The organism is Metabacillus litoralis, assembly GCF_003667825.1.
GTDB classification, from domain to species: Bacteria; Bacillota; Bacilli; order Bacillales; family Bacillaceae; genus Metabacillus; species Metabacillus litoralis_B.
This window is the reverse complement of sequence record NZ_CP033043.1, coordinates 2703363-2722907: the sequence shown is the minus strand read 5'-3', so window position 1 is coordinate 2722907 and position 19545 is coordinate 2703363. Positions and strand designations below refer to the sequence as shown.

The window sequence follows — 19545 nt, the reverse complement described above, 5'->3', positions numbered from 1 at the left end:
TTAGTTGTGAAAGTGTCGTTACATCCTTAGAAAAAGTTTTCATATTAGGAGGGACATCATGCAGCCATTTACTACACATAAAGGAAAAGTTGCTGTATTAAATAGAACAAATGTTGACACAGACCAAATTATTCCAAAGCAATTTTTAAAGAGAATCGAAAAAACAGGATATGGACGATTTGCATTCTTTGATTGGAGATATCTTCCTGATGGATCTGAAAATCCAGATTTTGAATTAAATCAAGAAAAAAGTAAAGGTGCGACAATTTTACTTGCAGGTGAAAACTTTGGCTGTGGATCTTCTCGTGAGCATGCTCCATGGGCGCTTTCAGATTATGGTTTTAAAGTTATTTTAGCACCTTCTTATGCAGATATTTTTCATCAAAACTGTCTGAAAAATGGCTTATTACCAATTACACTTGAGCAAACGGTTTTAGACCTTATCCGTGAAAAGTCAAATGCGGAAGGCTTTGAATTAACCGTTAATCTTGAAAAGCAAGAAATCACAGATCATAATGGTTTAGTGCAAACCTTTGATGTTGATCCATATTGGAAAGATATGCTTTTACACGGAAAAGATGAAATTGATCTAACATTACATTATGATAATCAAATTAAACATTACGAAGAAACTAGAAGAGCATCATTTTTATAATGATTGCTCTTTTTTTTATGTCCCAATCTAGCACTGCTTAAGCCTAGCTAAAATAGTTATTTAATACACTTTGAACTGAAGAATTCTACAAAAATCAGAAGTGCACAAGGCTTCGTACGACATCATTCAACAAAATTCAGGGAGTGCCAGACATCACCCCCCACTTGTTTTCCAAGACTTGGATTGATAAACTGTATGCAAAGTAAGGTTGCTGGAGTTGACCAACATATGAAACCGAAAAAATCAAATGTTGTTCCCTTTCCTAATTTGAAGGAGCGGTACTTAGATAAGGGAATGCTGTTATTAAAAGAAAAGAAGTATCACGAAGCACTTGATATGTTTGCTGAAGCAAAGAAGCTTAAGGAAGATCAAGCTGAAATATATCTCGGTATGGCAATTTGCCTTATGGAGCTTGGTGACTTAACAGAGGCTAAAGATATTTGCAAAAAAATGCTCTTAGAAGATATAGGTCATTATTTTACTGTATTACAGATTTATTTAACGATATTAATTCAACTACGTGAATATCAAGAAGTACAAACAACAATCGAAGCAGTATTAGAGGAAAATCAGCTGCCTGCTGAAAGTGCTGAACACTTTTATAAATTGTTGGAATTTAGTCGGAAAATGAATCAAAACGAAGTTGATATTCTTGATGATGTAGAAGACCAGGAAGAAGAACAACCATTATATTTAGAAGACCTTTTGCAAGATACAAATAAACAAATGGCCTACGTTCAGTCACTGCATGACCGTAACATTAGTAAACATTTTGCATCACTTAAAATTTTGTTAGAGAATGAACAAATTCATCCTACAATCAAATCAATGATTTTGCATTTAATGATTGAGCATGAAGTTGAAAAGGAAATGAAAGTAACGAAGTTCGGCGAAAGTCTTACGGTTGTACCTGCTAATCTGGAAGATCCTGCAGAATTTCCTTTTACTAAAAAAGTGTTAACTATATTAGATGATACGCTTGGTAATGAAAATCCTACATTATATGAAGCTGTTAAAGAATTATGGATAAGGCATCTGTATGTGTTATATCCTTTCTTACCACAGCCAACAGAAGCTAAGCTGTGGGCAGCTGCTTTGCATCTTGTTGGTTATTCGATGCATGGGATTTCAATTGAGCAAGAAGAAATAGAAGAGATCTATGATCAACCATTGCCAGATTTACAAGAAGCATGCAATAAAATCTATCAAATAGAAGAAATTTCTTATTTACAAATATGAGCTATATGTTGAAAGGAATTTATTCTGTGTTATAATAAAATGGTTGCAAAATAGTGATCATCGTATATAGGTCTTTTTTATTTTGGACAAAATGGACCTTATTTTTTATACTATTAGAAATGTTGATGGTATGGGAAAAACTTAAAGCTTTGCCATTTGTCTTGAAGAAAAGCCAAGTTTTTCTAATGCGAAATCCTATGCATGTTTAGTACTAGGTTACTTTTTACCGTACATAAAAACAGGTATATGTTCGTGGGGGATTGCCTAAAATGGGACAAGCGCCACAAATTACCTATCACTTATTCGCACAAATCATTATAGATCTTTGGAGGGACAACACATGTCAGTAAAATGGGAAAAATTAGAAGGGAACGATGGCGTTCTAACGGTTGAGGTTTCAGCAGAAGAGTTCACAACAGCTCTTGACGAAGCATTTAAAAAGGTTGTAAAACAAGTTTCTATTCCTGGATTCCGTAAAGGGAAAATTCCACGTGGAATGTTTGAACAACGTTTTGGTGTAGAATCACTATATCAAGACGCTTTAGACATCATCCTACCAACTGCATATCCTAATGCGGTTGATGAAGCTGGAATCGAACCTGTAGATCGTCCTGAAATCGATGTTGAACAAATCGAAAAAGGAAAAAGCTTAATCTTCACTGCTAAAGTTACAGTAAAGCCTGAAGTGAAATTAGGTGAATATAAAGGTCTAGAAGTTGAAAAATTAGACGATACTGTATCTGATGAAGATGTTGATAACGAATTAAAACAATTACAAGAGCGTCATGCTGAGCTAGTAGTAAAAGAAGAAGGCGCGATTGAAAACGGTGATACTGCAGTTATCGATTTTGATGGATATGTTGATGGAGAAGCATTCGAAGGTGGAGCTGCTGAAAACTATTCATTAGAAATTGGTTCTGGATCTTTCATTCCAGGATTTGAAGAACAATTAGTTGGTTTAGAAGCGGGTGCAGAGAAGGATGTAGAAGTAACATTCCCAGAAGAATACCACGCTGAAAACCTTGCGGGTAAACCAGCAGTATTCAAAGTGAAAATTCACGAAATCAAAACAAAAGAACTTCCAGCTCTTGATGATGAGTTTGCAAAAGATGTTAACGAAGAAGTTGAAACTCTTGATGAGTTAAAAGCTCAAACAAGAACTCGCCTTGAAGAAGCGAAAAAATCTGAAGCAGAAAACCAACTACGTGATTCACTAGTTGATAAAGCTGCTGAAGGTGTAGAAGTTGATATTCCAAATGCATTAATTGAAAATGAAATTTCACGTATGATGCAGGAATTTGAGCAACGTCTACAAATGCAAGGTATGAATCTTGATTTATACTTCCAATTCTCAGGTCAAGATGAAGAAGCGTTAAAAGCTCAAATGAAAGACGATGCTGAAAAACGCGTTAAATATAACTTAACACTTGAAGCAATTGCTAAAGCTGAGAACATTGAAGTTTCTGACGAAGATGTTGAAGCAGAATTAGCGAAAATGGCTGAAATGTACAACATGCCTATTGAAAACATTAAACAAGCACTTGGTGGAAACGCTGAAGGCTTAAAAGAAGATTTAAAAGTTCGCAAAGCGATCGATTTTCTTGTAGAAAATAGCAAAGTTGTTGCATAATATAATAAAAGGAACAAGGCGCGAGCACATCGTGCCTTGTTTTATACAATCATGTTTTATTTATATTCCTTTGGGAATGATATAAGAAAGCTAATACATACATAAACATTAGGTAAGAGAATATTAAGATCATCAACATTTTTGGGAAGAGCCCTCAGGTTGAAAGCTTTTTCAATGCCGAGTGGTTTCATTACCTGTCAATGCTTCTCTTATGGTAAAATGCAGTACATACCGTTTTTATTTGTTTTAATTAGGGACATCTACCTGCTGACCTGAATAGTTGAAAGAATTAGTAGGGGTAAGGTGGAAATGTTTTGATTTAGATAAAGATACAAGGGGTGAAACAATGTTTAAATTTAACGACGAAAAAGGACAATTAAAATGTTCATTTTGCGGAAAAACACAAGATCAGGTACGTAAGCTAGTAGCTGGACCTGGAGTATATATATGTGATGAATGTATTGAACTTTGTACAGAGATTGTTGAGGAAGAGCTTGGTACAGAAGAAGAAGTTGAATTTAAAGATGTTCCAAAACCTAAAGAAATTCATGAAATATTAGATGAATATGTTATTGGCCAGGATAATGCCAAAAAATCATTAGCTGTTGCCGTTTATAATCATTACAAACGTATTAATTCAAACAGCAAGATTGATGATGTTGAGTTATCAAAAAGTAATATTTCTATGATTGGGCCTACAGGTAGTGGTAAAACGTTATTAGCCCAAACATTAGCAAGAATTTTAAATGTCCCTTTTGCTATTGCTGATGCTACTTCTTTAACAGAAGCTGGATACGTAGGTGAAGACGTTGAGAATATCTTACTAAAGTTAATTCAAGCTGCTGATTATGATGTAGAAAAAGCTGAAAAAGGTATTATTTATATCGATGAAATTGATAAAGTGGCACGTAAATCAGAAAACCCGTCAATCACTCGTGACGTTTCTGGTGAAGGTGTACAGCAAGCATTACTTAAAATTCTTGAAGGAACTGTGGCTAGTGTTCCTCCTCAAGGTGGAAGAAAGCATCCTCATCAAGAATTTATTCAAATTGATACAACAAACATTCTCTTCATTTGTGGAGGAGCATTTGATGGAATCGAACAAATTATTAAACGTCGTCTAGGACGAAAAGTAATTGGATTTGGTTCAGATAATAAAAATGCTGATCTTGATAAAAAAGCTCTTCTTTCACAGGTTTTACCTGAAGATTTATTGAAGTTTGGATTGATTCCAGAGTTTATCGGTCGTTTGCCTGTCATTGCAAGCTTAGAGCCGTTAGATGAAGAAGCATTAGTTGAGATCTTAACAAAACCTAAAAATGCTCTTGTTAAACAATATCAAAAAATGCTTGATTTAGATGGTGTTGAACTTGAGTTTGAAGATGGAGCTCTTCTTGAAATTGCTAAAAAAGCAATTGAAAGAAAAACTGGTGCACGTGGTCTTCGTTCCATAATCGAGGGCATCATGCTTGATATGATGTTCGATTTACCATCTCGTGAGGACATCGTTAAAGCCATTATTACTGCTGAAACAGTTTTAGGGGAAACACCACCTAAACTTGTACTTAGCGATGGTACAGTTATTCAAGAGGATAAAAAAACATCTGCATAACATAATCTTTTAAAAGGAAGTTGGTTTAACCAGCTTCCTTTTTTTGATGCCTTTTCCAATCCACCTCCTGTAAATACTTGTATTGAAATCATGTTTATTCCTGCTAAAGCTAGGAGATACTAGCTATAAATAACCGCTTCTTACAAGGTTTATCCATTTTAATTTTGCCTTTCCTAGGCAAAAACGAAAGTCGCCTTTTGTCCCTTTAGATTAACGAACATTTCATACATAGATGTGGAAATCTTTTTATGGGGCAAAACAAGCTTTTACTAACCTCTCGAAGAGTTACTTTTAACAAAGTATTATGCTTCGTTTACTTTTCACCGTAGCGGTAACAAGACATCTTTGCAGGAGGGACGCCAATGAGTTGGACGAGTATCGCGCTGTTTATTCAGCTGTTTTTTGGGATTATTATTGGAATGTATTTTTGGAATTTATTAAAGAGTCAACGTACTCAAAAGATATCAATTGACAGAGAATCAAAGAAAGAAATGGAACAATTAAGAAAAATGAGAGCTATTCGGTTAACCGAACCTCTTGCAGAAAAGGTACGCCCAAAAAGTTTTAATGATATAGTAGGACAAGAGGATGGTATTCGTTCGTTACGTGCTGCGCTATGCGGTTCAAACCCTCAACATGTCATTGTATATGGACCACCAGGTGTAGGGAAGACAGCGGCTGCTAGACTCGTTTTAGAAGAAGCTAAGAGAAATAAAAGATCACCATTTAAAGAAAATGCTGTATTTGTAGAATTAGATGCTACAACAGCAAGATTTGATGAAAGAGGGATTGCTGATCCTCTCATTGGATCTGTTCATGATCCAATTTATCAAGGTGCTGGAGCAATGGGGCAAGCTGGAATTCCTCAGCCTAAGCAAGGAGCTGTATCTCATGCTCATGGGGGCGTTTTATTTATCGATGAAATCGGTGAACTTCACCCTATTCAGATGAATAAGTTATTAAAAGTACTTGAAGATCGTAAAGTATTTTTAGAAAGCGCTTATTATAATGAAGAAAATACACAAATACCAACACATATCCATGATATTTTTAAAAATGGTCTACCAGCTGATTTTAGGTTAATAGGAGCTACAACAAGAACACCTAATGAAATACCACCAGCCATTCGTTCTAGATGTCTTGAAGTATTTTTTAGAGATTTGGAACAGGAAGAACTGGCAGTTGTGGCGAAAAAAGCAGCAGATAAAGTAGAAATGGAAGTAAGCGACAAGGGAATTGATCTCTTAACTTCCTATGTTAGAAATGGCCGTGAAGTTGTAAATCTTATGCAAATTGCTACAGGTATGGCAATGTCAGAAGACAGGAAAGAAATTACTGTTGAAGATATCGAATGGGTTATTAATTCAAGTCAGTTAAGCCCAAGATTTGAAAAGAAAATTGAAGATAACTCAAGAGTCGGTTTAGTAAATGGGCTTGCCGTTCATGGTCCTAATACAGGGGCATTGTTAGAAATTGAAGTCACCGTCATTCCTTCTCAAAAAGATAAGGGCACCATTAATATAACAGGAATTGTGGAAGAGGAAAGTATTGGTGATCGATCTAAATCCATTCGTAGAAAAAGTATGGCAAAAGGCTCGATCGAGAATGTTATTACTGTTCTACGTTCTATGGGCATACAAGCAGATGATTATGATATTCATGTGAATTTTCCAGGTGGTACACCAATTGATGGCCCATCAGCAGGAATTGCAATGGCCACAGGAATTTTCTCAGCTATTCATAAGATTGCCATTAGCAATAAAGTGGCCATGACTGGAGAAATTAGCATTCATGGAAATGTAAAGCCTATAGGCGGAGTTATTCCGAAAATAAAGGCGGCAAAAAAGGCTGGTGCAGATATAGTCATTATTCCAAAAGAAAACATGCAATCCATTCTAAAAGAAATTGATGGGATAACGATTATACCGGTAACAAATCTTCAAGAAGTCTTTGATATAGCACTTGTTGATCCACCAACTGAAAAGCCATTGCAACACGAAGATTCAACTTCATTTCCACATCAAGAATCTGTATAAAAGAGTTAATCTTAAAGAGATCTCCTTTACAATAAAGAAGATCTCTTTCCTTTTTTAAGCTTCGGTCAACTCTTGTCATTTCCAATTTTATCTTAATGAGAATTCCGGAATTTCCTTTTTCAACTTATCGTATTGGGGTATACTACCTATTGACTAAAGTAGTTTAATTAGACACTTGAAAAAGAATAAGATAGAATTGAACAAGAATGAATTATCATGTCATGGAGGTGTAAACGCATGGCGAAATCAAATAATCAAATTGTCCCCCTCCTACCACTAAGAGGTTTGTTAGTATATCCAACAATGGTACTGCACCTTGATGTAGGAAGAGAAAAATCTGTTCAGGCGTTAGAAAAGGCTATGATGGAAGATCATATTATCTTTTTAACGACACAAAAAGAGATTTCGATAGATGAGCCAGACAAAGAAGATATTTATGAAATAGGAACATTGACTAAAATTAAACAAATGTTGAAATTACCAAACGGTACAATCCGCGTCCTCGTTGAAGGAATAGAGCGAGGTAAGATTCAACGTTTTGTTGATGAGGATGAATACTATTCTGTTGAAGTTTCTATTTATAAAGACCCTGAAGAGAAAAGTGTAGAAGAAGAAGCTTTAATGCGAACAATGTTAGAATATTTTGAGCAATACATAAAGCTTTCTAAAAAAGTGTCTGCTGAAACATATGCAACTGTTTCTGACATTAATGAGCCAGGACGAATGGCTGATATTATTGCTTCGCATCTTCCTTTAAAATTAAAGGAAAAACAAGAGATATTGGAAACCCTTGATGTGACAGAACGATTGAACAAAGTGATTTCCATTATCCACAATGAAAAAGAAGTACTTCAGCTGGAGAAAAAGATTGGCCAACGAGTTAAAAAGTCCATGGAGCGTACGCAAAAAGAATATTATTTACGCGAACAGATGAAAGCCATCCAAAAAGAGCTTGGTGAAAAAGAAGGCAAGCTTGGAGAGGTTTCAACGATGAAGGAACGAATTGAAGAAGTGGGAATGCCAGAACATATAAAAGCAGTGGCTTTAAAAGAACTGGACCGCTATGAAAAAGTTCCTTCAAGTTCAGCCGAGAGTGGCGTTATTCGAAATTACATTGAGTGGCTCCTGTCTCTACCATGGTCAAAAGCAACTGACGATCGTTTAGATGTGAATGTTGCTGAGGAAATCTTAGACGAAGAACACTATGGCCTTGAAAAGGTTAAAGAGCGTGTAATTGAGTATTTAGCGGTACAACAATTGACCAATTCATTAAAAGGGCCAATTTTATGCCTTGCAGGACCTCCGGGAGTTGGGAAAACATCATTAGCTCGTTCAGTAGCTAAATCGTTAAATCGAAATTTCGTTAGAATATCACTTGGTGGAGTAAGAGACGAATCCGAAATTCGTGGACATCGACGTACATATGTTGGTGCAATGCCTGGAAGAATTATTCAAGGTATGAAGAAGGCCGGAACAATTAATCCTGTGTTCCTTTTAGATGAAATCGATAAAATGTCCAGTGATTTTAGAGGAGATCCTTCTGCAGCTTTACTGGAAGTGTTAGATCCTGAGCAAAATCATAACTTTAGTGATCACTATATTGAAGAAACATATGATTTATCGAAAGTTATGTTTATTGCAACAGCTAATAACCTTGCTACAATTCCAGGACCATTGCGCGATCGTATGGAAATTATTAATATAGCTGGTTACACGGAACTGGAGAAAATTCATATTGCTAAAGATCATCTACTACCAAAGCAATTACAAGAACATGGACTTAAAAAATCACATCTGCAAATCCGTGAAGATGGAATTCAAAGCATCATTCGCTATTATACAAGAGAAGCCGGGGTTCGTGGGCTAGAGCGCCAGTTAGCAGGAGTGTGTCGTAAAGCTGCTAAAATGATTGTAAAAGAAGAGCGGAAGAAGATCATTATTACGGACAAAAATATTGAAGAATTTCTTGGGAAAAAACGCTTTAGATATGGACAAGCGGAACTTGAGGATCAGATTGGTGTTGCAACTGGTTTAGCTTATACAACAGTTGGCGGCGATACCCTATCGATTGAAGTATCAGTAACGCCTGGTAAAGGAAAGCTGATTTTAACCGGGAAGCTTGGCGATGTTATGAAAGAATCTGCTCAGGCGGCATTTAGCTATATTCGCTCGCGTGCTGAAGAGCTGAACATTGAACGTGATTTTCATGAAAAGAATGATATTCATATCCATGTTCCTGAAGGTGCTGTACCTAAAGATGGTCCATCAGCAGGTATAACAATGGCTACAGCGTTAATTTCAGCATTAACAGGTAGAGCCGTAAGAAAAGAAGTTGGAATGACAGGAGAAATCACTTTACGTGGTAGAGTACTTCCAATTGGTGGCTTGAAAGAGAAAACATTGAGTGCTCATCGTGCTGGTTTGACTAAGATTATTGCACCAAAAGACAATGAAAAGGATTTGGATGATATTCCAGATAGTGTTCGAAATGAACTTACGTTTGTCTTAGTTTCACATTTAGATGAAGTGTTAAAACATGCGTTAACAGAGGAGAAATAATGAAAGTAACAAGTTCAGAAATCGTTATAAGCGCAGTTAAGCCTGCTCAATATCCAGAAGGAGATTTACCGGAAGTAGCATTAGCAGGTCGTTCTAATGTTGGTAAATCATCCTTTATTAATAAATTGCTAGGTAGAAAAGGATTAGCCCGAATTTCATCAAAACCAGGGAAAACACAAACATTAAATTTTTATATCATTAATGAAATGCTACACTTTGTTGATGTGCCTGGATATGGATATGCCAAGGTTAGTAAAAAGGAGCGTGAAGCATGGGGGAAAATGATTGAAACCTATATCACTTCTCGTGAACAGTTGCGTGCTGTTATCCTTTTAATTGATCTTAGACATCCTCCAACAAGTGATGATGTGCTGATGTATAACTTCCTAAAGCATTATGACATCCCAACAATCGTTGTGACGACCAAAGCAGATAAAATTCCTAAGGGTAAGTGGCAAAAGCATGCTAAGGTGATAAAAGATGCCCTAGAAATTGAAAAAACCGACCCATTAGTTATTTTTTCATCGGAAACCGGCTTAGGTAAAGATGAAGCTTGGAAAACGATCCTTCATTATACGTCATAAAGTTTGGTTTATATTTATGTATAGTGCATAAAAGTGAGTCACGTGGAAAAATTACCAGGTTCGGTTTTGAAGTACAAATTCCGGATTAACATTGTTTTTGGTATAGAAACTCGCACTAGGATTAAAAGCAATTTACAAGTAAATCAGCAAAGAAAAATGCTTGGAGGCATATTATGCTCCAAGCATTTTTCATATCACCCATTATCTTCAAGAATTGGCAGCAATTAAGCGGAGAAATTCCTTTTAATGAGGAAATAGCACGCGAAATAGATTAAATAAACGGAAAGTTTCCGTCTAATTAATCAAAAAAGCTGGAAATGGGCCATTTTACTTTACTTAACCGGAAAAACTCCGTTTATATCCCTTAACTGAGTTCCATTCTTCAGTATAACCGGAAAAGCTCCGTGTATTTAAATGATCTGTTACTCAATTAATGGTAGTTAAAGATCATTTATAGCACAACAATTGGAATAACAATGAGCTTGCGAATTTTCATGTTCACACAAATTATGTCATTATGTTAAAAGGGTTTGGAAATTCAAGGCGTATTTTACCGTTCATTCCATTTCATTAAACTTCATATATATCAACAAAAAAGAAGCAGTCTTATTCACTTGCGAATAAGACTGCGAATTGGTGCGCTTTTTTAGTTATTGTATGCCAAAACCGAACCGGTTATGGAAATATACCAGAGTCTTTTGGTGTTATCAACATCGACATATTTCAACAAAATGTGAGAAGTGACAGGCACCCTATCTCCTTCTCCGCAGCACTAACAATAAAGCACCAATAACAATAAAAAGTAGTGGCCAGTAAGTTTCAATAAAGTCTACACCGTTTTCGATGATCGTTAGGGATTGAATAATTTTATGGAAAAAGTGTAGAAATAAGCCTATAGCTAATATAATAAGACCTTGCTGATAACCGGTTTTAGTTTTTGTAGCAGTTAAAATCATCCCAAGAGACAAGATGAATAAAAAAGCAGCAGGATAATCAGGCCAAGAAGCAATCTTGCTAGCAAAGTGAAAATGGATACCAAGGCCTGCTAAAATGATTCCTGGTAAAATGGCTGACGCATCTTGTTCAAAATGACCACTAACTAAAAACGTAAGTCCAAGTAATATTAATAAAAAAGGCCAACTGTTTTGTCCTTCAAATAAATGAATATTTAATTTTTGGATAGAATAAAAAATGCCAATTCCTAATAGTAGCATTGTTGGTAATAATGTAATTTTTTTCATTGTCCACCTCTTGCATGAATAGTATATAAGGAAAACCTGTCCGTTGTGGTCGGAGAATTTAATTGATATGTTTCCTTGTCCAAATCAATAGCTTGATTAACTTCGTGATTTTTGTTATTGTACAGAGTGAATAGTATGAGAATGATGTCAGAGAATGTAGAATTTCTTATAGAAAAAACAGTGTTTTTTGTGAACAAATACACACGACCATTAATAAGTTGAAAATGGTGTGAATCAGTGAAATAATAAACATATTTTATCATAACATATAGTTTCAAAGACTGTTCACATTTTTTAGAAGAGAAAAAAATCAATCGTGATATACTAGAAGTAGAGATCCTTGTACATGGGGGTGTATAAGAAAATGCATATACTTGTTGTCGGCTTAAATTATAAAACAGCCCCTGTTGAAATTCGCGAAAAGCTCTCGTTTCAACCTCAAGAGCTAACAGATGCGATGAAACAGTTAAAAGAACAAAAAAGCATACTTGAAAATGTCATTGTATCTACCTGCAACCGTACAGAAATATATGCTGTAGTAGATCAACTTCATACCGGACGTTATTATATTAAAGCATTCTTGGCAGATTGGTTCGGACTAGAGAAAGAAGAGATTTCACCGTATTTAACTATTTTTGAACAAGATGGTGCATTAGAGCATTTATGTAGAGTAGCATGCGGATTGGATTCTATGATTTTGGGTGAAACTCAAATTCTGGGACAGGTTCGTACTAGCTTTTTACATGCCCAGGAAAACAACACAACAGGAACAGTATTCAATCAGCTGTTTAAGCAAGTAATCTCATTGGCTAAACGTTCACATTCAGAAACTGATATTGGAGCAAATGCTGTTTCAGTTAGTTATGCAGCAGTTGAACTTGCTAAGAAAATCTTTGGTGACCTTCGTTCTAAGCACGTACTCATTTTAGGTGCGGGTAAGATGGGGGAATTAGCTGTGCAAAATCTGCATGGCAGTGGTGTAGGTAAAGTTACTGTTATGAATAGAACGTTGCAGAAGGCTGAAGAGCTTGCTAATCGTTTTAATGGAAAGGCAAAAGGAATAAACGAACTTCAGTGTGGATTAGTGGAAGCGGATATTCTTATTAGTTCAACTGGTGCTAAAGATTTTGTTATTACTAAAGAAATGATGACACATGTGGAAAAAATGAGAAAAGGTCGCCCATTATTTATGGTCGATATTGCTGTGCCACGTGATTTAGATCCTAAGCTTGCGGATTTAGATAGTGTATTTCTTTATGATATTGATGATTTACAAGGGATTGTTGAAGCAAACTTACAAGAGCGTAAAGTTGCAGCGGAAAAGATTGAACTGATGATCGAAGCGGAGATTGTTCAATTTAAACAATGGATTAATACGCTTGGGGTTGTACCTGTTATTTCAGCACTTCGTCAAAAAGCTTTAAATATTCAAGCTGAAACGATGGAAAGTATCGAGCGAAAAATGCCTAACTTAACTGAACGTGAAAGAAAAGTTTTAAGTAAGCATACAAAAAGCATTATTAATCAATTGCTTAAAGATCCGATTGTAAAGGTAAAAGAGTTATCTGCAGAGGCTAATGCACAGGAATCATTGGATTTATTTATGAAAATCTTTAATATCGAAGAAGCTGTTGAAGAGCAAATGAAAATGGATAAATCAGATAAACAAACTGTTCATGCAAACGATCCGATTTATCGTGCTTCACTTCAATCGTAAGTGAAAGGACCTTTCATTATGGAGATGAGCTTAAGCAGAATTAATGAATTAACCATAATACTTTATGCTATTTGTGTACTCTTATATTTTATAGATTTTCTTAATAATAACCGGAAGGCGAATCGAGCTGCCTTCTGGTTACTTTCTATTGTTTGGCTATTACAAACAATTTTTTTATTTGTTCGTATGTTTGAAACAGGTAGATTTCCTGTTTTAAATGTGTTTGAAGGGCTTTATTTTTATACATGGGTGTTAGTCACATTGTCACTTGTTTTAAACCGTTTCCTTAAAGCGGAATTTATTATTTTTTTCACAAACGTAATAGGCTTTATCATGATGGCCATACATACTTTTGCCCCAGCTCAATACGAGTCGGCTGCTGTATCAAGTCAGCTTGTCTCGGAACTGCTATTAATTCATATTACGATGGCTATACTTTCTTATGGGGCGTTTTCACTATCGTTTGTGTTTTCGATCCTTTATACCATTCAATATAATTTACTCAAAAAGAAAAAGTGGGGAAAGCGCCTTCTTCGATTAGAAGATCTTTCAAAACTCGACCATATGTCATATGTATTAAATGTTATCGGCGTACCTATGCTGTTATTAAGTTTAATTTTAGGGGTTATTTGGGCCTATATTAAAGTAGCTCATTTTCAATGGTATGATGCGAAAGTGCTAGGGTCATTTATGGTGTTAGTGACGTATGGGATCTATCTTTATATAAGAATTGTGAAAGAATTACAGGGCAGGTCTGTTGCTCTTTTAAACATAGCATCGTTTTTAGTTTTATTAATTAACTTTTTCTTGTTTGGTAGTCTATCAAGGTTTCATTTTTGGGATTCATGATTGGTTGCTTTTAGACATAGTAGGAGGAGCATATGCGAAAAATAGTTGTTGGATCTAGACGTAGTAAATTAGCATTAACACAAACAAATTGGGTAATTAATCAGTTAAAATCTTTTGGTTTACCGTTTGAATTTGAAATCAAGGAAATTGTGACAAAAGGTGATCAAATTTTAGATGTAACTTTATCAAAAGTTGGAGGAAAAGGCTTGTTCGTAAAAGAAATCGAGCAAGCAATGATGAACGGTGAAATTGATATGGCTGTTCATAGTATGAAGGATATGCCTGGGATTTTACCGGAGGGTTTAACGATAGGATGCATTCCAAACCGTGAGGATCACCGAGATGTTCTTATCTCTAAAGACCATAAAAAGCTTTCAGATTTACCAAGTGGAGCAATTGTCGGAACAAGCAGCTTGAGACGAAGTGCGCAGCTTTTAATTGAAAGACCTGACCTCGAAATTAAATGGATTAGAGGAAACATAGATACTCGCTTAGAGAAGCTGAAAACAGAGGATTATGATGCAATTATTCTAGCTGCAGCAGGCTTGGCACGCATGGGCTGGAGTCAAGAAGTTGTTACTGAATTCTTAGAACCGGAAATTTGCCTACCAGCAGTAGGGCAAGGTGCTTTAGCAATTGAATGTCGCGCGGATGATCTAGAATTGTTAGATCTTTTTACAAAATTCACTGATTTGTCTACGAAATTAGCTGTTACTGCTGAGAGGACCTTCCTTACTAAAATGGAGGGTGGATGCCAAGTACCTATTGCTGGATTTGCAACAGTAAATGAAAAGGAAGAAATTGAATTTACAGGTCTTATTGCCTCACCTGACGGGAAAGAAGTGTATAAACAAACGGTTACAGGAACAGATCCAGTAGCATTAGGGAGTAAAGTCGCAGAAACATTAACAAATCAAGGAGCTAAAGCCCTAATCGACCGGGTAAAAGAGGAGTTAGATCAATAATGGGGGAGATCCGTCCTTTACAAGGGAAACGGGTTTTAATAACTAGAGCAAAGTCTCAAGTAGAAGAATTTATTCAAAAAATTGAAGAAGAAGGCGGAGTCGGGATATCCGCTCCGCTTCTAGAAATAAGACCTAAAAAATCAAATGAATCTATTATTCAACAAACGCTTACAAGATTACATGAATTTGATTGCATTGTGTTTACGAGTGCAAATGGTGTTATTTACTTTAAAGAGTTCTTAGATCGATTTGGAATTCCTTATGAAGCATTACAGCATATGATTGCCGCTTCTGTTGGAAGAAAAACGAGTAAGCAAATGGAGAAACTAAATCTCAATGTTTCTGTTATACCTGAAGAATTTGTGGCTGAAAAGCTGGCAGAAAGCATAGGGGAAAACCTTTCTAAATCTTCAAAAATCCTTGTGATTAGAGGAAATCTATCAAGACCAGTTTTGATAACAGAATTAAAAAAACAAGGTTTTAACACAGAAGATTTAATTGTCTATGAAACAATACATAATAAAAGAGAAGCTGCTAAGCTTATTTCATATCTCAAAGAAGATCAGCTAGATTACATAACCTTTACAAGCTCATCTACTGTTGACAGCTTTATGAAAGTACTACATAAATCAGAACTCATGGAGCATTTGAGTAAAGTTACCTTCATATGTATCGGCCCAATTACGAATAAAACGTTAAAAGAATATGGATTTATAGGTGTTATGCCTGTTTCCTATACAATTGATGACATGGTGAAGTTAATGGTTGAATTAGAACAAAACCGGGAGGATAATCAATGAATATTCAATTTACAAGACACCGCCGTTTACGTAACAGCAATAACCTAAGAGCAATGGTGAGGGAAACACATCTTCGCCCAGAGGACTTTATTTATCCAATTTTCGTTGTAGAAGGGGATAATAAGAAAAACGAAGTTCCATCAATGCCAGGTGTTTATCACTTGTCTTTAGATCTTTTGAATCAAGAAATTGAAGAGGTTGTTTCGTTAGGGGTTAAGTCTGTTATCTTATTTGGTGTTCCTGATGAAAAGGACGATGTAGGAACTCAAGCTTATCATGATAATGGCATTGTTCAACGTGCAACTAGACAGGTAAAAGAATCCTTCCCTGAATTAGTTGTTGTTGCGGATACATGTCTATGTCAATATACAGATCATGGACATTGTGGAATTGTTGAAAATGGACAAGTATTAAACGACCCTACCCTTGATTTGCTTGCACGTACCGCTATCAGTCAAGCAAAAGCAGGTGCCGATATTATCGCTCCTTCAAACATGATGGATGGCTTTGTAGCTGCAATCAGACATGGGTTAGATGAAGCTGGCTTTGAACATATTCCGGTTATGTCTTATGCAGTTAAATATGCAAGTGCTTTTTACGGGCCGTTCCGTGATGCTGCACACAGCACACCACAATTTGGTGATCGAAAAACATATCAAATGGATCCTGCTAATCGTGATGAAGCATTAAGAGAAGCTCAGTCCGATTTAGAAGAGGGTGCGGACTTTTTAATTGTAAAACCGGCATTATCTTATTTAGATATTATCCGTGATGTGAAAAATCAATTCAACGTTCCTATTGTTGCTTATAATGTTAGCGGTGAGTATTCTATGATTAAAGCAGCTGCACAAAATGGATGGGTTGATGAAAAAGCATTGGTGATGGAAATGTTAGTCGGAATGAAACGTGCAGGTGTTGATTTAATTATTACATACTTTGCAAAAGACGCAGCACGGTGGATAAGGGAAGATCAATAAGGGAAAGCCTTTTACTTTACAAGAGGAAGGAAGAGGAATGAAAATGAATAGCTATCAAAAAAGCGAAAGTGCATTTCAAGAAGCTCAATCATTAATGCCCGGTGGTGTTAATAGTCCTGTAAGAGCATTTAAATCTGTTGGAATGAATCCTATATTCATGGAACGAGGAAAAGGCTCAAAAATCTATGATATCGATGGAAATGAATATATTGACTATGTTCTTTCTTGGGGACCGCTTATTCATGGTCATTCGAACGATACTGTAGTTGAAGCCATTAAAAAAGTTGTTGAGTCAGGTACAAGCTTTGGTGCTCCTACCCTGATTGAAAACGAACTTGCAAAGCTTGTAATAGATCGTGTACCTTCGATTGAAATCGTCCGTATGGTAAGCTCAGGGACAGAAGCAACGATGAGTGCATTACGATTAGCAAGGGGCTATACTGGACGAAATAAAATCATTAAGTTTGAGGGCTGCTACCATGGTCATGGTGATTCTTTACTAATTAAAGCAGGATCAGGAGTTGCAACGTTAGGATTACCAGATAGTCCTGGTGTACCTGAAGGAATTGCGAAAAATACGATTACTGTTCCATACAATGATTTAGAAAGCATTCAATATGCATTTGAACAATTTGGAGAAGACATTGCAGGGATCATTGTAGAACCTGTAGCAGGGAACATGGGAGTTGTTCCACCTCAACCAGGTTTCCTTGAGGGGTTACGAGCAATGACAGAACAATATGGTGCCTTATTAATCTTTGATGAGGTTATGACAGGGTTCCGTGTAGATTATGGCTGTGCTCAAGACTATTACGGTGTTACACCTGATTTAACATGCCTTGGCAAGGTAATTGGTGGAGGTTTACCTGTAGGAGCTTATGGTGGTAAAGCGGAAATTATGAAGCAAATTGCTCCAAGTGGACCAATTTATCAAGCAGGAACTTTATCAGGAAACCCACTCGCGATGACAGCGGGATATGAAACATTAAAACAGTTAACAAGAGATTCTTATGAGGAATTTAAGCGTAAAGCAGATCGTCTTGAGGAAGGTCTGTCAGCTGCTGCTAATGAGTATGAAATTCCGCATACAATCAATCGTGCCGGCTCTATGATTGGCTTCTTCTTCACTAATGAAAATGTAACAAATTACGAAAAAGCGAAAACGTCAAATCTTGATTTCTTTGCAAGCTACTATCGAAGCATGGCAAATCAAGGAGTATTCCTTCCTCCATCACAATTTGAAGGCTTATTCCTATCAACAGCACACACAGACGCGGACATTGATCATACAATAGATGCTGCAAAGAAGGCATTTGCAGATTTGAAAAAATAATTTTGATTAAATTAAATCCATCACAAGTTGTGGTGGATTTTTTATGTTTTTTAAAATATCATCATAATTTCCTTCTTTCACACATACATCTGTAATGTCATAGTTATTTTGCTAGGCTATTTGAAAGGAGGAAATATTTTTGTCACAACAACAACTACGTTTCTCAGTAGAAGAATCTGTTTGGTTTCAAAAAGGACAGGAAGTATCTGAACTTTTATCTATTTCTTTAGATCCGGATATTGCAATTCATGAACATGATCAGTACATTTCCATTCGTGGTGCCCTGCAGCTTACTGGGGAATATAAAATAGAAACGGAAAGTTCTGAAGAGGAAACGTTCGAATACGCAAATGTACGTTATGTAAATGAGGTCGATACACGTGAAGATGGTGTGAGCGTCTTAAATCATCGTTTTCCTGTTGATATTACGATTCCTAGAAATCGAATTCAACAGCTAGACGAGGTGTATGTTTCGATCGAATCCTTTGATTATGATTTACCTGAACATGCTTGCTTAAAATTAATAGCTGATTTATCTATAAGCGGAATTTCGAATGGAGAGACAGTGGAAGAAGAAGAGAGACCTACAGAAGAACCTAAGGAAGAAGCATTTGAAGCTCTTTTCCGTGAAGAACAAAACACTGCTGAACATAATAATCCCGAGCCTGTTTCAAGCATAGAGCCTACACCTTCACCTTTTTCTTCTTTCTATGAGGAAAGAAAGTTAGATGAAGAAGACGTGGACAAATTATCACCTTCCTTCTCTGTCACGAAAGAACAGGAAGTAGTTGAAGAGCGTGAGGAGGAAGTAGAAGAAGAAGTGGTTGAAGCGTCTCCTGTTGAATATGAAAAAGAAATTGTAGAGCCTGAACCGGCTGTTGATGAAGAAGTTAATGTTGAGCCGCAAGGACAAACTGAAGAAGAGGTTTACGATCCATTTGTTGTGGAAGTAAGAAGAGAAGAACCAACTCCTGAACCTCAAGAAGTACAATACTCCTTTTTCTCTAAAACCGAAGAAGAGCCGACAAATGTAGATGAAGATTTACAAAAGAAAGATGAAGTTGGTCGTGAAGAGGGAGAAACAAAGGATGCCCATTACTTAACAAGTTTATTTGCAAGAGACGAAGAAGAAGATTTCTCCAGAGTGAAAATGTGTATTGTTCAACAAGGAGATACACTTGAACTAATTAGTGAGAAATATGAAATTTCCATTCAACAAATTTTACGTGTAAATGAGTTTCATGCAGATCAAGATGTATATGAAGGACAAATTCTTTATATCCCTGCATACTCAACAAGTAAATAAAATCTATTATTTATTTGAAAGACAAAGAACAGCATGGGGCAT

General features: G+C 36.1%; 15 protein-coding genes. 14 read left to right on the top strand and 1 reads right to left on the bottom strand.

Annotated features, from left to right (window positions below; translation table 11 throughout):
• The first annotated feature begins 58 nt into the window (after nucleotides 1-58).
• The 7 genes from leuD (at nucleotide 59) to yihA (ending at nucleotide 10315) form a co-directional block, all read left to right on the top strand.
• A complete protein-coding gene (gene leuD, locus D9842_RS13580) occupies nucleotides 59-655 on the top strand; it encodes a 3-isopropylmalate dehydratase small subunit (RefSeq protein WP_121663003.1) in 597 nt (198 codons plus the stop codon).
• A gap of 228 nt (nucleotides 656-883) precedes the next feature.
• A complete protein-coding gene (locus D9842_RS13575; protein WP_121665067.1) occupies nucleotides 884-1894 on the top strand; it encodes a tetratricopeptide repeat protein in 1011 nt (336 codons plus the stop codon).
• Nucleotides 1895-2234: 340 nt separating this feature from the next.
• Nucleotides 2235-3524: a trigger factor gene (tig, locus tag D9842_RS13570; RefSeq protein ID WP_121663002.1), complete on the top strand. Its 1290-nt coding sequence runs from the start codon at nucleotides 2235-2237 to the stop codon at nucleotides 3522-3524.
• Between the two features lie 346 nt (nucleotides 3525-3870).
• Entirely contained in the window at nucleotides 3871-5136 is a 1266-nt protein-coding gene (clpX, locus tag D9842_RS13565; RefSeq protein ID WP_121663001.1) for an ATP-dependent protease ATP-binding subunit ClpX, read from the top strand.
• A 362-nt stretch (nucleotides 5137-5498) separates the two neighbouring features.
• Nucleotides 5499-7172 (top strand): ATP-dependent protease LonB, encoded by a 1674-nt coding sequence (gene lonB / locus D9842_RS13560; protein WP_121663000.1) that lies wholly within the window; start codon nucleotides 5499-5501, stop codon nucleotides 7170-7172.
• A gap of 237 nt (nucleotides 7173-7409) precedes the next feature.
• Entirely contained in the window at nucleotides 7410-9731 is a 2322-nt protein-coding gene (gene lon, locus D9842_RS13555; protein ID WP_121662999.1) for an endopeptidase La, read from the top strand.
• Nucleotides 9731-10315, top strand: coding sequence for a ribosome biogenesis GTP-binding protein YihA/YsxC (yihA, locus tag D9842_RS13550; protein ID WP_121662998.1), 585 nt, complete (start codon nucleotides 9731-9733; stop codon nucleotides 10313-10315). Before lon ends, yihA begins: the two co-directional genes overlap by 1 nt.
• A 752-nt stretch (nucleotides 10316-11067) precedes the next feature.
• Here the strand turns inward: yihA and D9842_RS13545 are convergent.
• Nucleotides 11068-11556, bottom strand: coding sequence for a LiaF transmembrane domain-containing protein (locus D9842_RS13545; protein WP_121662997.1), 489 nt, complete (start codon nucleotides 11554-11556; stop codon nucleotides 11068-11070).
• Between the two features lie 364 nt (nucleotides 11557-11920).
• Here D9842_RS13545 and hemA point away from each other — a divergent pair, with 364 nt between their 5' ends.
• From hemA to spoVID, 7 genes are all read left to right on the top strand, one after another.
• Nucleotides 11921-13273, top strand: coding sequence for a glutamyl-tRNA reductase (gene hemA / locus D9842_RS13540; RefSeq protein ID WP_121662996.1), 1353 nt, complete (start codon nucleotides 11921-11923; stop codon nucleotides 13271-13273).
• Nucleotides 13274-13291: 18 nt separating this feature from the next.
• Nucleotides 13292-14122, top strand: coding sequence for a cytochrome C assembly family protein (locus tag D9842_RS13535; protein ID WP_373995074.1), 831 nt, complete (start codon nucleotides 13292-13294; stop codon nucleotides 14120-14122).
• Nucleotides 14123-14154: 32 nt separating this feature from the next.
• The gene (gene hemC, locus D9842_RS13530; RefSeq protein WP_121662995.1) at nucleotides 14155-15087 is read left to right on the top strand and encodes a hydroxymethylbilane synthase; all 933 of its coding nucleotides are present in this window, start codon (nucleotides 14155-14157) and stop codon (nucleotides 15085-15087) included.
• Nucleotides 15087-15887, top strand: a complete 801-nt coding sequence (locus tag D9842_RS13525; protein ID WP_121662994.1) for a uroporphyrinogen-III synthase — start codon at nucleotides 15087-15089, stop codon at nucleotides 15885-15887. Before hemC ends, D9842_RS13525 begins: the two co-directional genes overlap by 1 nt.
• A complete protein-coding gene (hemB, locus tag D9842_RS13520) occupies nucleotides 15884-16864 on the top strand; it encodes a porphobilinogen synthase (RefSeq protein ID WP_098795908.1) in 981 nt (326 codons plus the stop codon). Before D9842_RS13525 ends, hemB begins: the two co-directional genes overlap by 4 nt.
• Nucleotides 16865-16907: 43 nt before the next feature.
• On the top strand, nucleotides 16908-18197 hold the full coding sequence (gene hemL / locus D9842_RS13515; RefSeq protein ID WP_098795909.1) for a glutamate-1-semialdehyde 2,1-aminomutase: 1290 nt from the start codon (nucleotides 16908-16910) through the stop codon (nucleotides 18195-18197).
• Between the two features lie 139 nt (nucleotides 18198-18336).
• Nucleotides 18337-19503 (top strand): stage VI sporulation protein D, encoded by a 1167-nt coding sequence (spoVID, locus tag D9842_RS13510; protein ID WP_098795910.1) that lies wholly within the window; start codon nucleotides 18337-18339, stop codon nucleotides 19501-19503.
• The last annotated feature ends 42 nt before the right edge of the window (nucleotides 19504-19545 follow it).